Annotated in this window: 16 protein-coding genes and 1 pseudogene; 11 read left to right on the forward strand and 6 right to left on the reverse strand. The window is 47.8% G+C overall.

Going from position 1 to position 19,108, the window contains the following annotated elements:
* Window positions 1–310 precede the first annotated feature (310 nt).
* Window positions 311–1,525, reverse strand: coding sequence for a Leu/Phe/Val dehydrogenase (locus HNR77_RS30570; RefSeq protein ID WP_397366134.1), 1,215 nt, complete (start codon window positions 1,523–1,525; stop codon window positions 311–313).
* A 487-nt stretch (window positions 1,526–2,012) separates the two neighbouring features.
* On the opposite strand from HNR77_RS30570, the gene HNR77_RS03780 reads away from it, so the two are divergent.
* Window positions 2,013–2,528: a DUF2179 domain-containing protein gene (locus HNR77_RS03780; RefSeq protein WP_184180894.1), complete on the forward strand. Its 516-nt coding sequence runs from the start codon at window positions 2,013–2,015 to the stop codon at window positions 2,526–2,528.
* A 50-nt stretch (window positions 2,529–2,578) separates the two neighbouring features.
* Here HNR77_RS03780 and HNR77_RS03785 read toward each other — a convergent pair whose 3' ends face one another.
* Complete coding sequence (locus HNR77_RS03785; RefSeq protein ID WP_184180896.1) at window positions 2,579–3,802, reverse strand: Fic family protein; 1,224 nt, start codon at window positions 3,800–3,802, stop codon at window positions 2,579–2,581.
* A gap of 447 nt (window positions 3,803–4,249) precedes the next feature.
* Here HNR77_RS03785 and HNR77_RS03790 point away from each other — a divergent pair, with 447 nt between their 5' ends.
* On the forward strand, window positions 4,250–5,677 hold the full coding sequence (locus HNR77_RS03790) for a pectate lyase family protein (protein WP_184180898.1): 1,428 nt from the start codon (window positions 4,250–4,252) through the stop codon (window positions 5,675–5,677).
* A gap of 179 nt (window positions 5,678–5,856) precedes the next feature.
* Here the strand turns inward: HNR77_RS03790 and HNR77_RS03795 are convergent, their stop codons facing one another.
* The 3 genes and pseudogenes from HNR77_RS03795 to HNR77_RS03805 form a co-directional block, all read right to left on the reverse strand.
* A complete protein-coding gene (locus HNR77_RS03795) occupies window positions 5,857–6,870 on the reverse strand; it encodes a LacI family DNA-binding transcriptional regulator (RefSeq protein ID WP_145404725.1) in 1,014 nt (337 codons plus the stop codon).
* A 219-nt stretch (window positions 6,871–7,089) separates the two neighbouring features.
* Window positions 7,090–7,317: pseudogene (locus HNR77_RS03800) on the reverse strand (glycosidase); the annotation flags it as partial.
* 2 nt (window positions 7,318–7,319) lie between these two features.
* A complete protein-coding gene (locus HNR77_RS03805; RefSeq protein WP_184181290.1) occupies window positions 7,320–8,492 on the reverse strand; it encodes an AGE family epimerase/isomerase in 1,173 nt (390 codons plus the stop codon).
* A gap of 248 nt (window positions 8,493–8,740) precedes the next feature.
* On the opposite strand from HNR77_RS03805, the gene HNR77_RS03810 reads away from it, so the two are divergent.
* From HNR77_RS03810 to nikE, 9 genes are all read left to right on the forward strand, one after another.
* On the forward strand, window positions 8,741–10,054 hold the full coding sequence (locus tag HNR77_RS03810; protein ID WP_184180900.1) for an ABC transporter substrate-binding protein: 1,314 nt from the start codon (window positions 8,741–8,743) through the stop codon (window positions 10,052–10,054).
* A 252-nt stretch (window positions 10,055–10,306) separates the two neighbouring features.
* Window positions 10,307–11,194, forward strand: coding sequence for a carbohydrate ABC transporter permease (locus HNR77_RS03815; RefSeq protein WP_184180901.1), 888 nt, complete (start codon window positions 10,307–10,309; stop codon window positions 11,192–11,194).
* Window positions 11,191–12,030, forward strand: a complete 840-nt coding sequence (locus HNR77_RS03820; RefSeq protein ID WP_184180903.1) for a carbohydrate ABC transporter permease — start codon at window positions 11,191–11,193, stop codon at window positions 12,028–12,030. Before HNR77_RS03815 ends, HNR77_RS03820 begins: the two co-directional genes overlap by 4 nt.
* A gap of 65 nt (window positions 12,031–12,095) precedes the next feature.
* A complete protein-coding gene (locus HNR77_RS03825) occupies window positions 12,096–13,133 on the forward strand; it encodes a glycoside hydrolase family 130 protein (protein WP_184180905.1) in 1,038 nt (345 codons plus the stop codon).
* Window positions 13,134–13,398: 265 nt separating this feature from the next.
* A complete protein-coding gene (gene nikA / locus HNR77_RS03830) occupies window positions 13,399–15,039 on the forward strand; it encodes a nickel ABC transporter substrate-binding protein (protein WP_184180907.1) in 1,641 nt (546 codons plus the stop codon).
* An 85-nt stretch (window positions 15,040–15,124) separates the two neighbouring features.
* A complete protein-coding gene (gene nikB / locus HNR77_RS03835; protein WP_184180908.1) occupies window positions 15,125–16,069 on the forward strand; it encodes a nickel ABC transporter permease subunit NikB in 945 nt (314 codons plus the stop codon).
* Window positions 16,069–16,896 carry a nickel ABC transporter permease subunit NikC gene (nikC, locus tag HNR77_RS03840; protein WP_397366137.1) on the forward strand — a complete coding sequence of 276 codons (828 nt, stop codon included), beginning with the start codon at window positions 16,069–16,071 and terminating at the stop codon, window positions 16,894–16,896. The genes nikB and nikC overlap by 1 nt, the downstream gene beginning before the upstream one ends.
* Before the next feature lie 101 nt (window positions 16,897–16,997).
* Window positions 16,998–17,804 carry an ABC transporter ATP-binding protein gene (locus HNR77_RS03845; protein WP_184180912.1) on the forward strand — a complete coding sequence of 269 codons (807 nt, stop codon included), beginning with the start codon at window positions 16,998–17,000 and terminating at the stop codon, window positions 17,802–17,804.
* A gap of 93 nt (window positions 17,805–17,897) precedes the next feature.
* Entirely contained in the window at window positions 17,898–18,698 is an 801-nt protein-coding gene (gene nikE, locus HNR77_RS03850; protein WP_184180914.1) for a nickel import ATP-binding protein NikE, read from the forward strand.
* A 134-nt stretch (window positions 18,699–18,832) separates the two neighbouring features.
* On the opposite strand, the gene HNR77_RS03855 is transcribed toward nikE, so the two are convergent.
* Window positions 18,833–19,105: a hypothetical protein gene (locus tag HNR77_RS03855; RefSeq protein ID WP_110899741.1), complete on the reverse strand. Its 273-nt coding sequence runs from the start codon at window positions 19,103–19,105 to the stop codon at window positions 18,833–18,835.
* Between the last annotated feature and the right edge of the window lie 3 nt (window positions 19,106–19,108).

Genomic DNA, 19,108 nt, shown 5'->3' on the forward strand with positions numbered 1-19,108 from the left:
ACTGAAACAGGGCGAAAACGGGCTAATTTACTGAAATAGCGTCTCCTCGAATCGTTAGAATTTCAAAGAGCCTATTTGGGGCGAAATAAGGCTTCTAGGATTCGTTAGAATGCCGATCAGCCTAATAATTTACCCTGAGAATGTTATAGTGTATGAAGCGATACAGTAACAATTCGGTCGGGAGCAATCATTTCTCATATTGCACGGCACAATAGCATTTTCACTAACCTCTGGTATTCGCTTATGTGATCCGTAGCTGGGGGGCTTCAACTGTGGTGCGATAGGATTTGAAAATGCTTTGACTTGGCTTTTACTGGGTGGCCTGGCCTGTGCTCAGAATGGCTTCAGCCAGTCGGTCTGCTGCCTCCAGGGTGGAGATGCCAGAACGCGCGGCTTCTGCGTATACCTTGCCGAGCGTGCCTGCAATCCCCGCCACCTTCTGGCGGATCAGGTCAGGCCCTGCGCCTTGCAGTTCGCAGGCGGTGCTAATAATGCCGCCTGCGTTCAGCACATAGTCAGGCGCGTACAGGATGCCGCGCGCCTGCATGCGGCGAGCAACCAGCTGTCCACCGTGCAGCTGGTTGTTCGCCGCCCCGGCGACAATGGAGCAGCGAAGCTCCTCCGCTGTCGCCGGGGTTATTACGCCCCCCAAGGCACAGGGGGCGAACACCTTGCAGTCAGCGGCGTGAATACGGGCCGGATCGGCCGAAATGGCGCCGCTGAACTGCACAAGGGCACGTTGTACACGTTCCGGTACAACGTCTGCCACGATCAGCCGTGCCCCGGCTGCGTGCAGGTAACGGCACAGGGCATACCCGACCTTGCCCAGTCCCTGGACGGCAACAGAGATGCCCTGCAGAGCGGCTGCGCCCTGATGGCACAGTGAAGTGACAATGCCGATGTACACGCCATAGGCGGTCATGTCGGCGGTGAAGTCATCTTTTGCGCCAAGCGAGCCCGTAGTATCCGTCACATATGCCGTCTCTACCCGGATCTGGTCCATGTCTGACGCCGTGGTGCCCAGATCCAGACCTGTCACGAAGCGTCCGTTCAGTCGCTCCAGACAGCGACCCAGTGCGCGGAAGCGCAGCGCCCGCACATCCATCGCATTCCCCGAATGCCTGCCCTCATCCGGTAGATTCGCCCCAACGCCCGGATGAGCTCCCTGATCATGCCTCCCGAGTCCGCCCTCATCCGGTAGATTCATCCCAACACCCGCCTGATCCTGCTCATCATCCTGATCACTTGTTCCACTTCCAGCCTGTATCTTTCCCGAAGCTTCTGCTATGTCCCAGATGACTGCTTTACCGCCGCCGTAGGGCAGACCTGCCATCGCATTTTTGTAGGTCATGCCTTTGGCCAGCTTAATTGCGTCACGAATGGCTTCCTCTTCGGATGTGTAGCTCCAGCAGCGGCATCCTCCCAAAGCCGGGCCAAGGGCTGTGTTGTGAATAGCGATAATTGCTCTGAGTCCACTGGAGGGATCGTAGCAAAAGACAAGCTCCTCCATGTCCTCCCGCTCCATTTCCCGCCATATCTGCAAGGTAACCGCCTCCTTTAGGTGATCCTCCGGTCAACAACGCACTACACATACTGATCTTCTGCTTATCTCCTGCAAAGACGAGCATTGGCACGACATGTTCTCCTGAAACAACATAGCTCAACATTCTTTATTCTCATCGTTTTTCGCATATTGGATGTAGTTATGTACAGCATATTCAAGCTGCTTCTTATACGCCCCTGGGACCTGAGCCGGGTTGAACATCCTTACAAACAATTCTATAATGGCAGTTCCGGCTTTCGTCAGTTCGGACAGTGGTCTGAAAATTCAGATCAGACCGTTTAAAAAGACGACATAACGTCCAATGATGGTGATAGAGACCATTGCCTGAGCGATTAGTAACGTTTTCCAATAAACATCGTTCCATAACAGGTCTAAATAAAAGCTCGCCATGCAGCATGTAACAAAGGGCCTGATGTTCCCGTAAAAGGCCAGGAAAGAGGGATGCACCTTGCTTAAAATATTGTTATTTATTTTTCTGATTCAGATTGTATATGTATCGGCCTACACGCTTCGCATGATTCTGACGCTGAAAGGCCAGAAATACATCGCCGCCCTGATTAGCATGGGGGAGATTGTGATCTACGTGCTTGGCCTGAATCTCGTGCTTAACTATTTGAAACAACCGGAGGCGCTCATTGTTTACGCAGTAGGATATGGACTCGGGGTGCTGCTGGGCGCGTGGATTGAGGAGAAGATTGCACTCGGATATGTTACCGTCAAAGTAATCTGCAATCAGATGGATGGCCATGTCGCCAATGCATTACGGGACAAAGGGTACGGCGTTACTGCATGGGTAGGCAGCGGAAGAGACGGGGATCGTCTGGTGATGGAAATTTTGGCGAAACGCAAAAACCAGAAGCTGCTCTACCAGACCATTCTCGCGCTTGATCCAAAGGCATTTGTCATTACTGTCGAGCCGAAGCAGTTCCATGGCGGCTTCTGGACACGGTCGATTAAAAAGTAAAATGGAGCAGGTCTGCATTATATGCTGTCCTGCTCTTTTCACTTTAATTGTTACTCTTCAAAATATTTTGAACGGATATTATAGTATGCTGGTCGTTCTCCCCGCTTTTCAATAAGAGTGAGCTCTAGAAGCTTACTGATTATTTTTCTCATAGTAAGCTCGGATTTTCCCGAGATTTCTGCCAAGTCTTTAATCGTTAGACCACTTCCCGAGTCAAAGAAATGATTTTGCGCAAGAACAAACATCGTATTTCTAAATAAAAGATCTTTTTCTTTCAGAAGGGGTTCTTCTAGTAATTTATCGTTTGCTAGATTGAGTAGTTGATTTTTCTCTTTTAATTCTCCATGCATTTGATTAAGTGTGCTGAGGATAATCTCTAAAAAACACTCAATGAAGAAATTCATTTCTCCACAGCTTCGAATGCTGTTTGTAATTTCAAAAGCTTCAAGATATTTTGTTCTATAGGTGTTGCATCCTCTCGAAAGAGAAAGTGTGCATATCTCCCCTAGAACATCCGATAAATATAAACTGCTAATAAAACGTGAAGTTCTACCGTTACCATCGTAAAAAGGATGGACATAGCCATAGAAATAATGACCTATTGCTACTCTAATCATCAAGGGTATTTCCTTTTGATTGTTCATGAAGTTTATTAGTTGTTCTATAGCTGTAATAACATCTTTTTCAGGTGTTATACCTTGATGAATAATTTTTCCGCTTCCAGATTTTTTTTGGACAAAAGTTGTTTCTTTTCTGAAAATATCTCCATCTGGTAATTCTTTCGGATCAATTTCTCCATTGGTTATGTCATCGTATATCATTCTTATATCTTCTGGGGTTCTTGGGAATTTGATCTCATTGCTTAAGAGGCCCATGTAAGATTTGATCATGCTTTCGAACCTTTTTTTTGTGTTTACTTTCAACTGAATTTCTCTTGTACTCCTTGCAATTTCCTCTCTGCTGCTTCTAATGCCTTCTAAATCGTTAGTGTTATAAAGTTCTTCCACTAAACATTCATTGATAAATTGGTTTTGAGCAACCTTAGGTATCTTCTCAAAAGTTTTCTGAAACTCATTAGAGATGGAATGGATATCACTAATAAGGTTCAATAATTGATTAGTAGGAACATAGTAAAGTTCATATTTGTTAGGTTGACTCATAGGTTTGATGTGTAGCCCTAATTGTACGGTTGAATCATAGTTAAATCTCTGCTGATATACCTCTTTTAATTCTGAATTGCTTTTCTCATGATATATCTTATAAATATGTCTCATAAAATCACCCCTTATTATATATTTTTATAATTTGGTTATTATTTTTTTAATCTTATTTATAAAAAAATGTATATTTTCATAAATAGATGCTGGATTTTTATATATTTTATCATTGATTATGTGAATTATACAATGTAACAGATATCTTCTTTTAAATAATACTCTCAGAATATTAAACAGTTTAGGTATCAAGTTGAGATTATATTCCGAAAAAGTTGTATATGCTAAATTTCTTCTTGCTAAGTTACAAGTTAACTTCGGTCGATACCAGGTTGCTTAGGGCACAAATCTCTACCTTTCCCGCGTTCATGCACAGATGTGATGTCAGGATTATTGTTGTAATCGCTTCCAACATTTACATTGTGAATATGTCACTTGCGACATGATATGCCGCAGAGGGACAGGCAGGAAAAAAACAACATTAACCTATCAGGAGGAATGCATTCGATGAAAAGAACAGTACGAAGCTTGTGCAGCACGGCTCTGGCCCTTACACTGGGATTCGCCTTATTATCCGCACCTGCAGGTGTGCAGGCAGCGGGCAATGCAGATTATAATCTGACCGGCTTTTCTCAAGGCAATACGGGTGGAGGCATGATCAGTGAATCCAACACGGCTGTGTACAAAAAAGTGTATAATGCAACCGACCTGGCGCTGGCTTTAAAAAAGAACTCCGGTGTCAAAGTCGTCGAAATTATGAATGACCTCAATCTGGGATGGAACGAGATTCCAAGTGCGGCGCAGACCTCACCTTTTGCCAAGCATAACGATGCGCTGACACATCCTGTATTGAAGCAGACGGGTGTCAGCAAAATTACGGTGGACGGCTTCAATGGCCTGACCATTTTCTCCGCGAACGGGTCCAAAATCAAACACGCTGCCATTTCCGTAAAACGCAGCTCCAACGTCATCATTCGCAATCTGGAGTTCGATGAGCTGTGGGAGTGGGATGAGTCCACCAAAGGAGACTATGACAAAAACGATTGGGATTACATTACACTTGAGGAAAGCAGCGGCATATGGATTGACCACTGCACCTTTAATAAAGCCTACGACGGACTTGTGGATTCGAAAAAAGGAACCAGCGGCGTGACCATCTCTTGGTCCACCTTCAAAGGGGATGACGGCAGCTCGAACAGCTGGGTTACCCGCCAGATTAATGACATGGAAGCAAACAAGGCTTCCTACCCAATGTACAACTACCTGCGCAGCAGTGCGGTCGGTTTAAGCAAAGAAGATATTATTGCCATCGCTGGACCGCAGAAAAAAGGGCATCTCGTCGGTGCGACCAGTCTGGAGTCGGCTAACGCTAATCTCTCCATCACGTTGCACCATAATGTCTATAAAGACATTCAGGACCGGATGCCGCGATTGCGGGGCGGCAATGCACATGCCTACAACATCATCATGGATGCCACAGATGCCCGTGCAGCTCAAGCGCGTATTACAAGTGCTATGGCAGCGGCTATTGCGTCCAAAGGTTACAAATTCGGAATTACCAGCAACGGGGCTATTTCCACTGAAAGTGGTGCTGTGCTGGTTGAAAAATCGGTGATCAAGGATGTGCAGTACCCGGTGCGCAACAATCAGACGGATCCGACCAATGCCACGTACACAGGTAAAATCAGCGTAGCAGATACGATCTACTCGCTGGATGGAAGCTCCTTCCGCGGCAGCAGTGATACGGCGGGAAGCCCACTGGCTCCTGTTCCGGCTTCAATCAAACCGTTTTCGTGGAACGGCTTCTCCACACTTCCTTACAGCTATCAGCTGGATGATCCATCTACACTGAATGCACGCCTGACTGCTTCCAATGGTGCGGGTGCAGGAAAGCTGTCCTGGTCCAAGGAGAACTGGCTGAAGACGAGCTATTAATTGGGCAATACAGTACGAACAAAAGACAAAATAGACGAAAAAGCGAGCGACCCCGCAGCATGATCCGGGATCGCTCGCTTTCAATTGTACTTGCTCTATGCATGCTGCCTTGCCCCTAAGTCTGATTCCGGGCGGCTTCATGCTCCTCACCATCAAAATGTAAGTTTATTAGGGTTTCGTTAAGTCATCACTTGAGATTTGGACCCGGGCGCCACACTCACCGAATCACGATAGATGATGTTGCCCTTTACATGGACACGGCCGAAGCTGCGGCTGGGGTTATCAATCTTTTTGAGCATGGACTGAACCGCTGTACGAGCCATCTGTTCGATATCTACTTCAACCGTGGTAAGCTTGGGTTCGGACAGCATGGCATAAATATCGTTGTCGAATCCGACAACCGAGCACTGAGTCGGCACATGAATCCCCATTGAAGTCAGCTTCTGGACAAGAAGATGAGCGACTTGGTCACAGTTGCAGACAAATGCCGTTGGCAGCTGCTCCGGCAGATCAATCTCGATAAATGTTCCCCGATCATCCCGATCATTAAGCACAAGATCAGGATTCATCGGCATCCGGTGTTCCAGCAAGGACTTGTAATATCCGAGGAAACGGTCCTGAATGCTGCTGGTGGAATACAGATTGCCCACATAAGCGATGCTGCGGTGCCCCTGCTGAATCAGATAGTTTGTCAGTTCATATGCGGCGTAGAAGTTGTCGGTTACGACAGAGTCAATATCCGCATGCTCATCGTAGAAGTCGAGAAACATCTTCGGAACGTCCATGGATTGCACAAGTTCAATATAAGCCTTGCTTATCTGTCCAAGGACAATGAAACCATCGACTTTGCTGTCACTGTAGAGCTTGGGCAGTGCCAGCTCCTCTTCGTCCTCACTATTCAGTATATGCAGGATACCATAGTATCCTTGATCCTCGAGATGCTTGGTGATGCGCTGAAACACACGTACATAGAACGACTGGGTTGGCCCCGTGAATCGTTCCGGGATAATTACGCCAACATTATGGGTTAAGCCTTCCTTCATTGAACGGGCTGTAGCGTTATAGCGATAACCCATCTGGACGGCAAGTTGTTTAATCTTTTCCTTTAATTCGCCACTGACGCCTTCTTTGTCATTTAACGCTTTCGAGACGGTCACACTGCTGACCCCGAGCCTGTCGGCGATATCCCGCATGGTGATATTATTTTTCAGCTTTGGTCGCCTCCTTCAAGCCGATTTAAGTACAATGTGATGGCATTATGATGAGAGCTTTCTTTCAGCATAATAACAATCCATTTTAGTATACATCTTAACCCAATGGGAATAAAGCCATTCCGGGGCGCTTCGCTATATTATAAAGTCTCCGGAATCCTGGTACAGTAATCTGATGTCAGGTCAGTTGCTTCTGCAACAGATGGCCCCGGGGTTGAGTGCTGCGTTAATGCCCAGACGCTCCATGAAATATGGATTCGTGGTTTGGTTCAGATCGAACCTCCAGTGCATAGGCACGTGATGGCATGTAATGATCAGATAACGGTAACGCTGGTATACGCCGTTGTAGAAGGAAGAAAGCACCTCATTTTTCCGTGACAAAAGCTGCTCCTGCTGTTCGAGTAACGATTGGTATTTGGGGTGTATCATGCTTATCCCATCCTCTCCATAAGTTCAATGCAAAACCGGCTGTTATGGTACGGACATTTCCACGGACCGGCTATTTCGTGCTGCTCAGGCATACCATTTTCATCGACAGCCCAGTGCCATTCACCGCCTGCACGGGGATCAACGATGTAATCCTGCGTATAACTCCACAGCCGTTTGACCCTCTCCAGAAACATGGCATCACCTGTGCGCTGATAGGCGTTGTAGAAACCAACCATGGCTTCCGCCTGTACCCACCAGATGCGCGTAGTATCCACATGGTTGCCTTCCTGTTCATTCATCAGTGAACCATCCGCCTGTACGGCCACGTTCATGATGTTGTAGGCAATATCTGTGACCATGGCGGCATATTGCGGGTGATGTTCAAGCCCGAGCACATGGAGTGCATCATCGATCAGCCAGCTGGCTTCAATGTCATGTCCAAACGAGCGCAGATCAATAATGGACTCCCACTTTTTGTTGAAAAAAACTCCGAGGAACTTCGTGTTTTTGTCATATACCCGTTCATACAGAATCCCGAGCAGGCGTTCAAGTGCTGCCTTCACTTGCGGGTCCGGCCACACCCTGTACAGGGTGGTGTAGGCTTCGAGTACATGGATGTGCGTATTCATCGTATAATCCGCAATAACTCCGTTTTCGCTCAGCATTTCATTAGGCTGTTCAATCCAGTGCCGATCAAATTGCTCTTTGTAAGCGGGCAGTGCTGCGTTAAGGCCTTTATCCTCGATCAGTCCAAAAAGCGTTTTCGCAAGCTCCAGTGCAGAAGTATCACGGGTTGCGCGGTAGTACTCGCTGAGCGCATACACACCAAATGCCTGCGTATATACATGTTTGCTTGTATCCAGCGGTTCACCGTGGTTATCCACCATCCAGTACATCCCGCCATGTTCTCTGTCCATGACGTGATCGGCGAGAAAACGATAGGCATGTTCAGCATGCTCCCGCCAGATTTCCTTACCGGTCACCCGGTAGGCTGCGGCAAAAGACCAGAGCTGCCTTGCTGTGGCAATTCCGCCTTTGGATGCCTGACGATCGATCTGCAGATCATTGCCCACCCAGCCATAGAATCCGCCATGGTCTTCGTCCTTCAGACTGGACCAGAACGGCAAAATTTTTGTTTTCCAATGCTCCGCAATTTCCGATTGAAGCTGATCCATCTTTTGTGTCATTCAGAGCGCTCCTTCAGCCGTGCAAAATAAAAATCCATTGTTCAGATTGAATTTAGGTTATCGTTAACTTTATTAATAAATAATAATTCTATGAAACTATCATGTCAACGAAGGATATCTTCAACTGGTTTTTGAAACTAAAAAATAATTCAATTGACAGGTAAGCGCTACCATAATAAAATCTAACTCGTAACCTTAACGATAACTTAACGTGATCAAGAAAGGGGTCGGAACAAATGAGAAAAAATAAAGGCTGGATCCTGCTGCTGACGATGCTGCTCATCACTTCGCTGCTTGCTGCGTGTTCATCGGGAGGCGGGTCTTCGCAGGCGGGCGAAGAGATTAGCACAGACCCGGCGGATATCAAGGGAGAAATTACCGTGTTGACGCAACGTACAGATATTGTTGATACCGTATTCAAAGAATACGCGGCCGAGTTCAACAAGGAGTATCCAGACGTTAAAGTAAATTTTCAGGCTTTGGCTGATTATGAGGGTCAAGTGAAAATTCGAATGAGCACCAAAGACTATGGCGACGTACTTATGATTCCAACAAGTGTTCCCATCGCCGATATCCCGGACTTTTTCGAGCCGCTTGGCACGTACGATGAGCTGAAAGACAAATACACCGCCATTGAAGAGCGGATGGTGGATGGTCAGGTGTACGGCATTCCAACCGTCATCACATTCTCAGGCATCATTTATAACAAACAAGTCTTCAAAGATGCGGGGATCACCGAGCTTCCTAAGACACCAGAGCAATTCCTGGCAGCACTTCAGAAGATAAAAGACAACACCAAGGCGATTCCGCTCTATACGAACTATGCATCCGGCTGGGCACTTACCCAATGGGAGGCAGACCTGCCAACGGTTGCCGGAAGTGTAGATTATGTCAACGTGGATCAACCGAATACGGATGAAAACTTTGTACCAGGGAAGCCGCACTACGAGCTGTATAAAGTACTCTATGATGCAGCCAAAAATGGCCTGATCGAGAAAGATCCAACAACAACAGACTGGGAAAGCTCCAAGGCGGATCTGGCTAATGGCAAAATTGCAACGATGGCTCTCGGATCATGGGCAATCACACAGATTCAAGGCATGACAGACACACCGGACAATATTGGTTTCTTACCATTCCCGACCAATGCCAGCGATGTGATCGTGCCGCTGTCCGCAGACTATAACATCGGCATGAATGTGAACAGCGAGAACAAACCTGCGGCGAAAGCGTGGATCGACTGGTTTCTGGAAAAATCCAACTATGCTACTCAGCAGGGTGGAGGCATGAGTGCAGACAAGAACGCAGAGCTGCCGCCCATTCTGGATCAGTACAAGGATGCAACCTTCTCTACTTTGACTCCGGCTAAAGAGGGGCAAGAGGGCTTGATGGACAAAATCGATAATGAAGGCGAGATTGGTCTCTGGCAGCCTGACTTCAAGAAACGCATTATTGAAGCAGCGATCGGTAATCGGAGTGAATCGTACGATGACATCATGAAAGACCTTAATGATAAATGGGTAAAGGCCCGCGCAGAGGTTACGAAATAATAGAAAAAACGAGCGCTCTTACAGCAGAGGTAGGCAGCAGATGTAAGCAGATGTAATGCGGGTGCGGGTAATTGTCGGGTTTCAGGGCCAGGTTCGAGGGTGTTTAAACCATTAGCAAATCAGTGAATTAACTGTGGCAAGGACACCTGTTAAACATGGGTATTCACTTGGCCCGCCCCGCGGTTACATCCGCGCATCCAATATGGAGCGTTTATACACAAGGCGGTTGAACCGCTTGGAGGTGTGGAGAGCATGAAATACTTGAGCATTTCAAACTGGAGTTACTCAGCACAACGCATATTTATTATCTGTGCCTTCTCGATTATTCCGCTGGCACTGCTATTTACGTTTGCATATTTGCCTGTCATTAACATGTTCAAATACAGCTTTACCGATTGGAACGGATACAGCAAAAGGTTCGATTATGTCGGATTTGAGAATTACACGCGGATTTTCAGTGATCCGGAATACTTCAAGGTGTTCATCGTCAGCTTGTATTATTTCGTTGCCACCTTTGTGCAGATGGGCCTGGCCCTCTATTTTGCCACGATCCTGAGCTTCAAAATCCGGGGCAAAAATTTCTTCAAAGGCATTCTGTTTTTTCCTTACCTGCTGAATGGCGTAGCTATCGGGTTTATTTTCCTCTTTTTCTTCAAACCAGACGGTACGCTTGATACACTGATGCAGGCGATTGGACTCGGCCGGTATACCCAGCTTTGGCTCGGAAACCCCAATATTATTAACGTATCCCTCGCGGGCGCATCGGTTTGGAGATACATGGGCTTTAACTTCATCATTTTCCTCGGTGCGATTTCTTCCATTCCTAAGGATGTATACGAAGCTTCCGATATTGACGGCGCCAACCGCTGGCAGCAATTCCGGCATATTATTCTGCCGAGCATTACCCGCATTCTGCAGCTCAACCTGATCCTGGCTATAAGCGGCGCCATCAGTGCGTTCGATATTCCATATATTATGACGGACGGTTCCAACGGCAGTATGACCTTTGTCATTCAGACGGTTCACCTCGCATTTAAATACGGCAAACTGGGACTCGCATCAGCGATGGCTGTTGTGCTGCTCCTGATCGTTATTCTTGTGACGCTTGTGCAGCGTGTCAGCATGAAAGGAGAGGAATGAGCGTGAACCAATTCAAATATACCATCGCAAGCGTAATTAAATACGCTTCTCTGATTCTGGCGGCGTTCATTGCACTTTTGCCTATTGTGGTGATCCTGTTCGCGTCTCTGAAGACCAATGCTGAATATGCCACAAGCAGTCCGCTTGCTCCACCAGCGAACTGGCTTAATTTTGCGAACTATGCCAAGGCATTTGTGGATGGCAACATGCTCGTCGGTTTCAAAAACACCATTATTATTCTGATTATATCCATCGTGGGTGCAACGTTAACAGGTTCCATGATTGCCTATGTACTGGATCGCTTCAAGTTCAAAGGCAAAAAAATGATGGTTGCCGCTTTCTTGCTGGCGACCCTGATTCCGAGCGTAACGACACAAGTGGCCACCTTCCAGATTATTAACGCACTCGATCTGTTCAACACACGATGGGCAGCCATCGTCATGTATCTGGGGACCGATATTATCGCGGTGTACATTTTCCTGCAATTTCTCGGTTCGATCTCCAGTGCGCTTGACGAATCGGCCATGCTGGACGGTGCTTCGTATTTCACGATCTACTGGAAAATTATATTGCCTTTGCTGAAACCGGCGATTGTTACAGTCATTATCGTCAAAGGTGTAAACATCTACAACGACTTCTACACGCCTTTCCTTTATATGCCCAAGACTGATCTACAGGTAATATCCACTGCCCTGTTCAAGTTCAAGGGTCCCTTCGGATCACAGTGGGAGGTCATTAGCGCCGGAATTATGATTGCCATTATTCCAACCATGATTATCTTCCTGCTGCTTCAGAAATACATCTATAACGGCTTCGCACAAGGCTCCGTGAAATAAACTCGTGAAATCATTCAATAAATAAAGAAGTGAAGTGAACATCACTGTTAAAGGGGAAATGAGATATGACTGTTGCAGAAACGAAAAAGGTACACATCGTTGGGGAGGCCTTGCCCAATATACCTTGGGAGGATAAGCCGGAAGGAACGGAAGGTCCGGTGTGGAGACACTCGGCTAACCCGGTCATTCCACGCAACCCGGTGAAGGGCGTTGCTCGCATTTTTAACAGTGCAGTCGTCCCTTACGAGGGGAAATTCATCGGTGTTTTCCGCGCCGAGACGGTCAATGGCCGTCCGCATCTGCACATGGGCTCCAGTGAAGACGGATTGTCCTGGACGATTGAAGAAGAACGCATCGCTTTCGTAGATGAACAAGGCGAACCGTTTATGCCGAACTATGCATACGATCCGCGTCTGGTCAAATTGGAGGATACCTATTACATCATCTGGTGTACCGATTTTTACGGTGCCGCACTGGGCCTGGCAAAGACCGAGGATTTCCAAACATTTGTCCGTCTTGAAAATCCGATGCTGCCCTTCAACCGCAATGGCGTATTGTTTCCACGCAAAATCAACGATAACTATGTGATGCTGTCCAGACCAAGCGATAGCGGACATACCCCGTTCGGAGACATTTTCCTGAGCGAAAGCCCGGATCTGGTGTATTGGGGCAAGCATCGTCATGTGATGAGCAAAGGCGGTCAAGGCTGGTGGCAATCCGTCAAAATTGGCGGTGGACCCGCTCCGATCGAGACATCCGAGGGCTGGCTGATGTTCTACCACGGTGTCACCGGGACGTGCAACGGTTTTGTCTACAGCATGGGTGCGGTCATTCTGGATCTCGATGAGCCTTCCAAAGTAAAATACCGTTCATCCAACTTCGTGCTGACGCCGGAGAAATGGTACGAGGAACAGGGCTTCGTGGATAACGTTGTTTTCCCTTGCGCAGCTCTGCATGATGCCGATACGGGACGCATTGCCATCTATTATGGAGCAGCCGATACCTATGTCGGTGTAGCCTACACAACGGTTGAAGAGATCGTCAATTACGTTAAAGAGACGGATGAAGTGATCGCCGGAGACCGCGAGAACGGCAAACGATAATGAGCTTCTGCAATAGGAAAGATAGATAGCGTATGGATTTGAAATGCAGAGGATATATGCAGGAAATATGCTTATATTCTCACGGAAAGCCCGCCTCCCAGGAGAATCCTCGGAGGACGGGCTTTTTTTGCTATTTAATGGGCATACATACTATGTCGATTTTTGTTGACAAAAGGCAGGCAGATTCATATTCTTAATGAATATGAGAATCATTATCACGATTGTTATAGCCAAGTGAAGAATGAGAGAAAAGGGGTTTATGTCCATGTCAGTCCAACAACGCAAACGTTCTACCCTGATGATGGTGGCAGCACTGCTGCTGCTGCTGTTATTTATCGTGGGTTGCAGTAATAAAGAGAGCGGTTCGGCATCATCCTCCGCATCTGGAGATCAGGCGGCATCAGCCAAGTCGATTACGATGTCATGGCCGCGGGATATCGGTACGATGAATCCGCATACGTACAATCCGTCCCAATTGTTTGCTCAATCCATGATCTACGAGCCGCTGGTCAGTTATCAGAAGGATGGTAAGCTGGAGCCGGCACTGGCTGAGTCATGGACCATCTCGGATGACGGCAAAGTATATACATTCAAGCTGCGCCAAGGGGTGAAATTTTCCGACGGCACACCGTTTAATGCGGAAATTGTGAAAAAGAATTTTGATGCTGTAATGAAAAATAAAAAAACACACAGCTGGCTTGGGATTGTCGGTGTGCTGGATAAAACCGAGGTGGTGGATGATCATACGTTCCGCATGACACTTACGGAGCCCTATTACCCTGTACTTCAGGATTTGTCCGTTGTTCGTCCGTTCCGTTTCCTCGGCGCGGCTGGATTCCCGGATGATGGTGATACGTCCAAAGGCATAAAAGAGCCGGTAGGTACGGGCCCGTGGATGCTGGCTGATTATAAGCAGGACGAGTATGCTGTTTTCAAACGCAACCCGAATTACTGGGGAACGGCACCAGCGTTTGATCAGATTACCGTGAAAATCATTCCTGATGCAGAGACACGGGTGCTTGCTTTTGAAAAGGGCGATCTGGATTTGATTTACGGTGAAGGTGTAATCAGTCTGGATGCATTCCAGCAGCTTCGTGACAACGATAAATATGTAAGCGAGCTGTCTGATCCTGTAGGTACACGTGATCTGCTGCTCAACTCTTCCAATCCGAAGCTGTCTGATGTAAGAGTGCGGAAGGCGCTTCAACAGGGCTTTAACAAAAAAGCGATGGTGGAAGGCGTCACGCTGGGTCTGGAAGAACCGGCCGATACAGCGTTGTCCAAAAACTATCCATATACCAATGTGGACCTGAAACCGATCGAATATAACGTGGAGCAATCCAAAGCGTTGCTGGACGAAGCAGGCTGGAAGCTGCCGGCAGGCGGAACCGTGCGTGAGAAGGATGGTCAGAAGCTGGAATTTGAACTGATTTTCGATAAAACCGATCCGATTCAAAAAGCGATGGGCGAAACCATTCAGGCCGAATGGAGCGAGCTGGGCGTTAAAGTAAACCTTACCGGGCTTGAATTGACAGTGCAGATCAAACGTCTGAAGGCCAATGATTTTGACCTGTACTTCTGGTACAATTACGGGGCACCGTACGATCCGCATTCCTTCATTAACGTTGTGGCAAGCCCCGGGTTCGGGATTTCCGAGACACTGAGCGCTTTGCCGATGAAAAAGGAACTGGATGAAGAGGTGCATGCCGCACTGTCCTCGACTGATGAGAAAAAACGTCAGGAACTGTATACATCCATTCTGACGACGTTGCAGGAGCAATCGGCTATCGTACCGATTTCTTATATTAAGAAAACAGCCGTATATCAGAAGAAAATTGCTAAATTTGTATTCCCGGCGAATCGGGATGAGAATCCATTTGTAGGCATGCAGTTAAGCAATCCGTAAAATCATAATCTTGAAGAATGTAATGAACACGTAACACATCAGGCAGCAAGAGCTTGTGTGGCATGGTAAAAGGGGAGGAAGTTTGGTGATCGGCTATATTGGTAAACGAATGATCGCGATCATTCCTATCGTTTTTATTGCTACACTTGTCACTTTCGGGCTGATTCATATTTCACCGGTTGATCCGGCCGAGGCATATCTGACAGCAGCTCATATCTATCCAACGCCAGAGCTGCTGGCAGAGAAGCGGCATGAATTTGGTCTGGATCAGCCTCTGCTCACTCAGTATGTGGATACGTTGAAGAGAATAGCCCAGCTGGATTTTGGTACCTCGTATCTCACGAATAAACCCGTTATCGATGAGGTCAAGGATAAGTTTCCGGCTACGGCAGAGCTGGCCTTGTGGAGCATTCTGTTCTCTACACTGGTGAGTATCCCTTTGGGGATTCTGGCGGCGGTATACAAAAATAGCTGGATTGACATGGTCAGCCGGATCATCTCCTATGTTGGAGCGTCTATTCCGCAGTTCTGGCTCGGATATCTGCTTATTTTCTTTTTTGCAGTCAAACTGGACTGGCTGCCCGTCGAAGGGCGAGGCTCTTGGGAGAATCTGGTGCTGCCTACATTAACGCTTTCCATGGTAATGATTGCCCTCTATACCCGTATGCTGCGGACCAGTGTTCTGGAACAATTGCAGGAAGCATACGTGCAGTACGCAAGAACACGCGGTATACGTGAACGAGTAATCATGCTGAAGCATGTGCTCAAAATTGCAATCACTCCATTTATTACAGGAATGGGCATGACCATGGGCAGGCTGTTAACAGGAACGATTATCGTAGAACAGGTTTTTTCGTGGCCGGGCTTCGGACGTTATTTTGTGGAAGCGATCTTTAACCGGGATATTCCCGTGATCCAATGTTATGTCTTTATTTCGGCATGTCTGTTCATCGTATGTAATCTGATCGTTGATCTGGTACAGCTGTATATGGACCCGCGGATTTCAGCGAAAGGACGGGCAGAGCATTGATGAACCGATGGCGTACAATGTTTCGAGGGCGGAAAATGATCTGGATTTGCTCTGCGATTATCATACTTTTTTTCCTCCTTGCATTATTGGCTCCATGGATTGCGCCGCATGATCCTGTGAAGGTCAATCTGCTGCAGAAGCTGAATGATCCGTCGGCAGAGCACTGGCTCGGCACAGATCATCTGGGAAGGGATAATCTCTCCAGACTTCTCTATGGAGCGCGGATTTCCCTTGGATTTGCAACGATGATCTTCCTGTCGTCTTTGGTTATCGGGCTTATCGTTGGATCGATCTCCGGTTATCTGGGCGGCTGGATTGACAATGTGCTGATGCGTCTGTGTGAAGGCATACTGGCATTTCCACAGCTGGTGCTGGTGCTGGGCATCGTGGGAATTTTCGGCCCGGGTCTGATGCAGATCCTGCTGGCGCTCATGATGGTGCAGTGGGTGCATTATGCACGCATTTGCCGCAACATGGTCGTCAGCCTGAAGGAACGGAATTTTATTGCAGCGGCTCGAATCAGCGGGTCCTCCACCTGGACTATTATTCGCAAACATATCATTCCGAATGTGCAGCGCCCCATCGTGGTCATGGGTACACTGGAGATGGGCTGGGCGATTATGGATATCTCGGCACTGTCCTTCCTGGGACTTGGTATTCAGCCGCCAAATGCGGAGTGGGGGGCCATGATACACGAAGGTACAAGCTATATTCGCAGTCATCCGGAACTGATGATCTATCCGGGTGCGGCCATCCTGCTCGTTGTAATGGCGTTTAACATTTTGGGAGAGGCATTGTCCGACCGTTACGGCGTTTCCAGAAAGTAAGGGTTCGGCTGGTCCAAGGTGAACAAAGAAGGTGCAAGTTCTGATATAAGCAAGGGCTGGTTAGCAAAGAGAAGATAAGCTGAACAAGGGGGAACGTGACGATGGACGAGGCGGAGGTTGTACTTGAAGTTCGTGATCTGCAGGTCAAGCTCAAGACAGCAAAGGGATCGGTCCCGTTACTGGACCCTGTTCAGTTGACTTTAAAAAAAGGTCAGGTCTTTGGCCTTGTTGGCGAGAGCGGCTGCGGCAAAACGGTGACATGTAACGCGCTGCTGCGTTTGCTTCATCCGCGCAGGATGCAAGTATCCGGCAGTGTTCGTCTGAACGGACGGGAGCTTGACACTTTGTCCGATGAGCAGATGCGGCACATCCGGGGCAAGGATATCGGATTTATTATGCAGAATCCGATGAATGCTTTTACCCCTGTGTATACGATCGGTTCGCAGTTTATTGAAACGCTGCGAACCCATACGAAGCTGTCCAAAGCGGAGGCGCGGGAACAAGCTATTGCTGCGCTGGCTGATATGAATCTGCCTGATCCGGTGAAGCTGATGAAACGATATCCGTTCCAGCTCAGCGGCGGTCAGCTGCAGCGGGTGATGATTGCCATCTCCATGTGTCTGCGCCCGGCTTTGGTGATTGCCGACGAGCCCACCACAGCACTGGATGTCGTGAATCAATTGAATGTGCTGAAGGAACTGGATCGGCTTCGCAAGGAGCACGGCACGTCTATTCTGCTCATCTCGCACGATCTAGGCGTCATCTCCCAGATGGCAGATGAAGTAGCTGTCATGCAGAAGGGACGCATCATCGAGCAGGCAGACGTGTACCAATTGTTTGATCATCCGCAGCATGAATATACACGGATGCTGCTCAATGCTCGGCCAAGTATGGCTCTTAGGCATTGAGCAGCTACAGACGGGAAGGAAAAGATCTGGTCATTTTGCAAAAGGGAACTGGATAAGTGATATAAAAACGAAGGAAGGAGGGTGACCAACCGAATGTTACAAGTACATGAAGTAAGTCATCGCTATGGCAAGCGGAGCTGGTTGGATCGTTCGGGATCACGCCCTCCTGTTCTGACAGATGTGTCACTTACGATTGAACAAGGCGTATGTCTTGGACTGCTCGGAACGAGCGGGGCAGGCAAGAGCACCTTGGGCAAGATTATTTTGGGGCTGGAACGACCAAGCCAGGGTCAGGTGTTATTCCAAGGTCAGGACATCTACCGAGCGGATAAAACGGTGCTCCAGCGATTGCGTCGTGATCTGCAGGTCGTCTTTCAGGATTGCTACTCGGCAGTGAATCCGATGATGACAGCAGCGCAGATCATTGGAGAGCCGCTGGATAATTACGAGCGCCTGTCTGCCAAGGAACAGCAGCGCACCATTGAACAGCTGCTGATCCAGGTTGGGCTCACTCCGCAGGACGCGAGCAAGCTTCCCCATCAGTTCAGCGGAGGGCAGCTGCAGCGGGTCAACATCGCCAGAGCCATCGCACTCAAGCCGAAGTTAATTGTGCTGGATGAGTCGATCAGCAGTCTGGACATGGTGCATCAGACACAAATTCTGACCCTGCTGGCAGAGCTGCGAGCATCGTATGGGCTATCCTACCTGTTTATCACCCATGACATCCGTGCCGCACTGACAATCTGCGACAGCATCGCCGTGATGGATCAGGGAAGGCTGGTCTATACCGGCGATGCCACGGATTCTATCTTGGACTCGGACCAGCCTGCTGTACAGCAGCTGGTATCCTCCATTTTGCCAGAGCATCCGTCAGGCCGGATTGTGTTTGAATAGAATGTCAATTCAGATCAGATCTAATATAACTTCCAATGCAATCTCCAATGTAAGAGGCCCCTCTCATTTTTGATGATAAGGGGCCTCAGTTTTTCTTTTTTTTGAAATATTCTACTGTTCGCTTATCTCTATTCCTAATTTCCTCGATCGGCACGCTCCATGCGATATGTATATTTAACAAGTTCAATCTGTTGCTGTTTGAAGTCCTCAATCCAATCACCCAATATGTTCTGAAAACGATCCATCTTTCTTCGTAATTCTTCAGATGATTTTCCCTTCCAATCTCCAATGCTCTCATCAATGGAACGTACATGTCGTTTGTTTGCTTCTAGCATGTCCATTAAGAGGTTAATTTCTTTCTCTGCATTCATTAGATCAACTAACTCGACAACTATACTTCGTGACATAAA

Origin of the sequence: Paenibacillus sp. JGP012, assembly GCF_014203995.1 — a bacterium.
Classification (GTDB): Bacteria; Bacillota; Bacilli; order Paenibacillales; family Paenibacillaceae; genus Paenibacillus; species Paenibacillus silvae.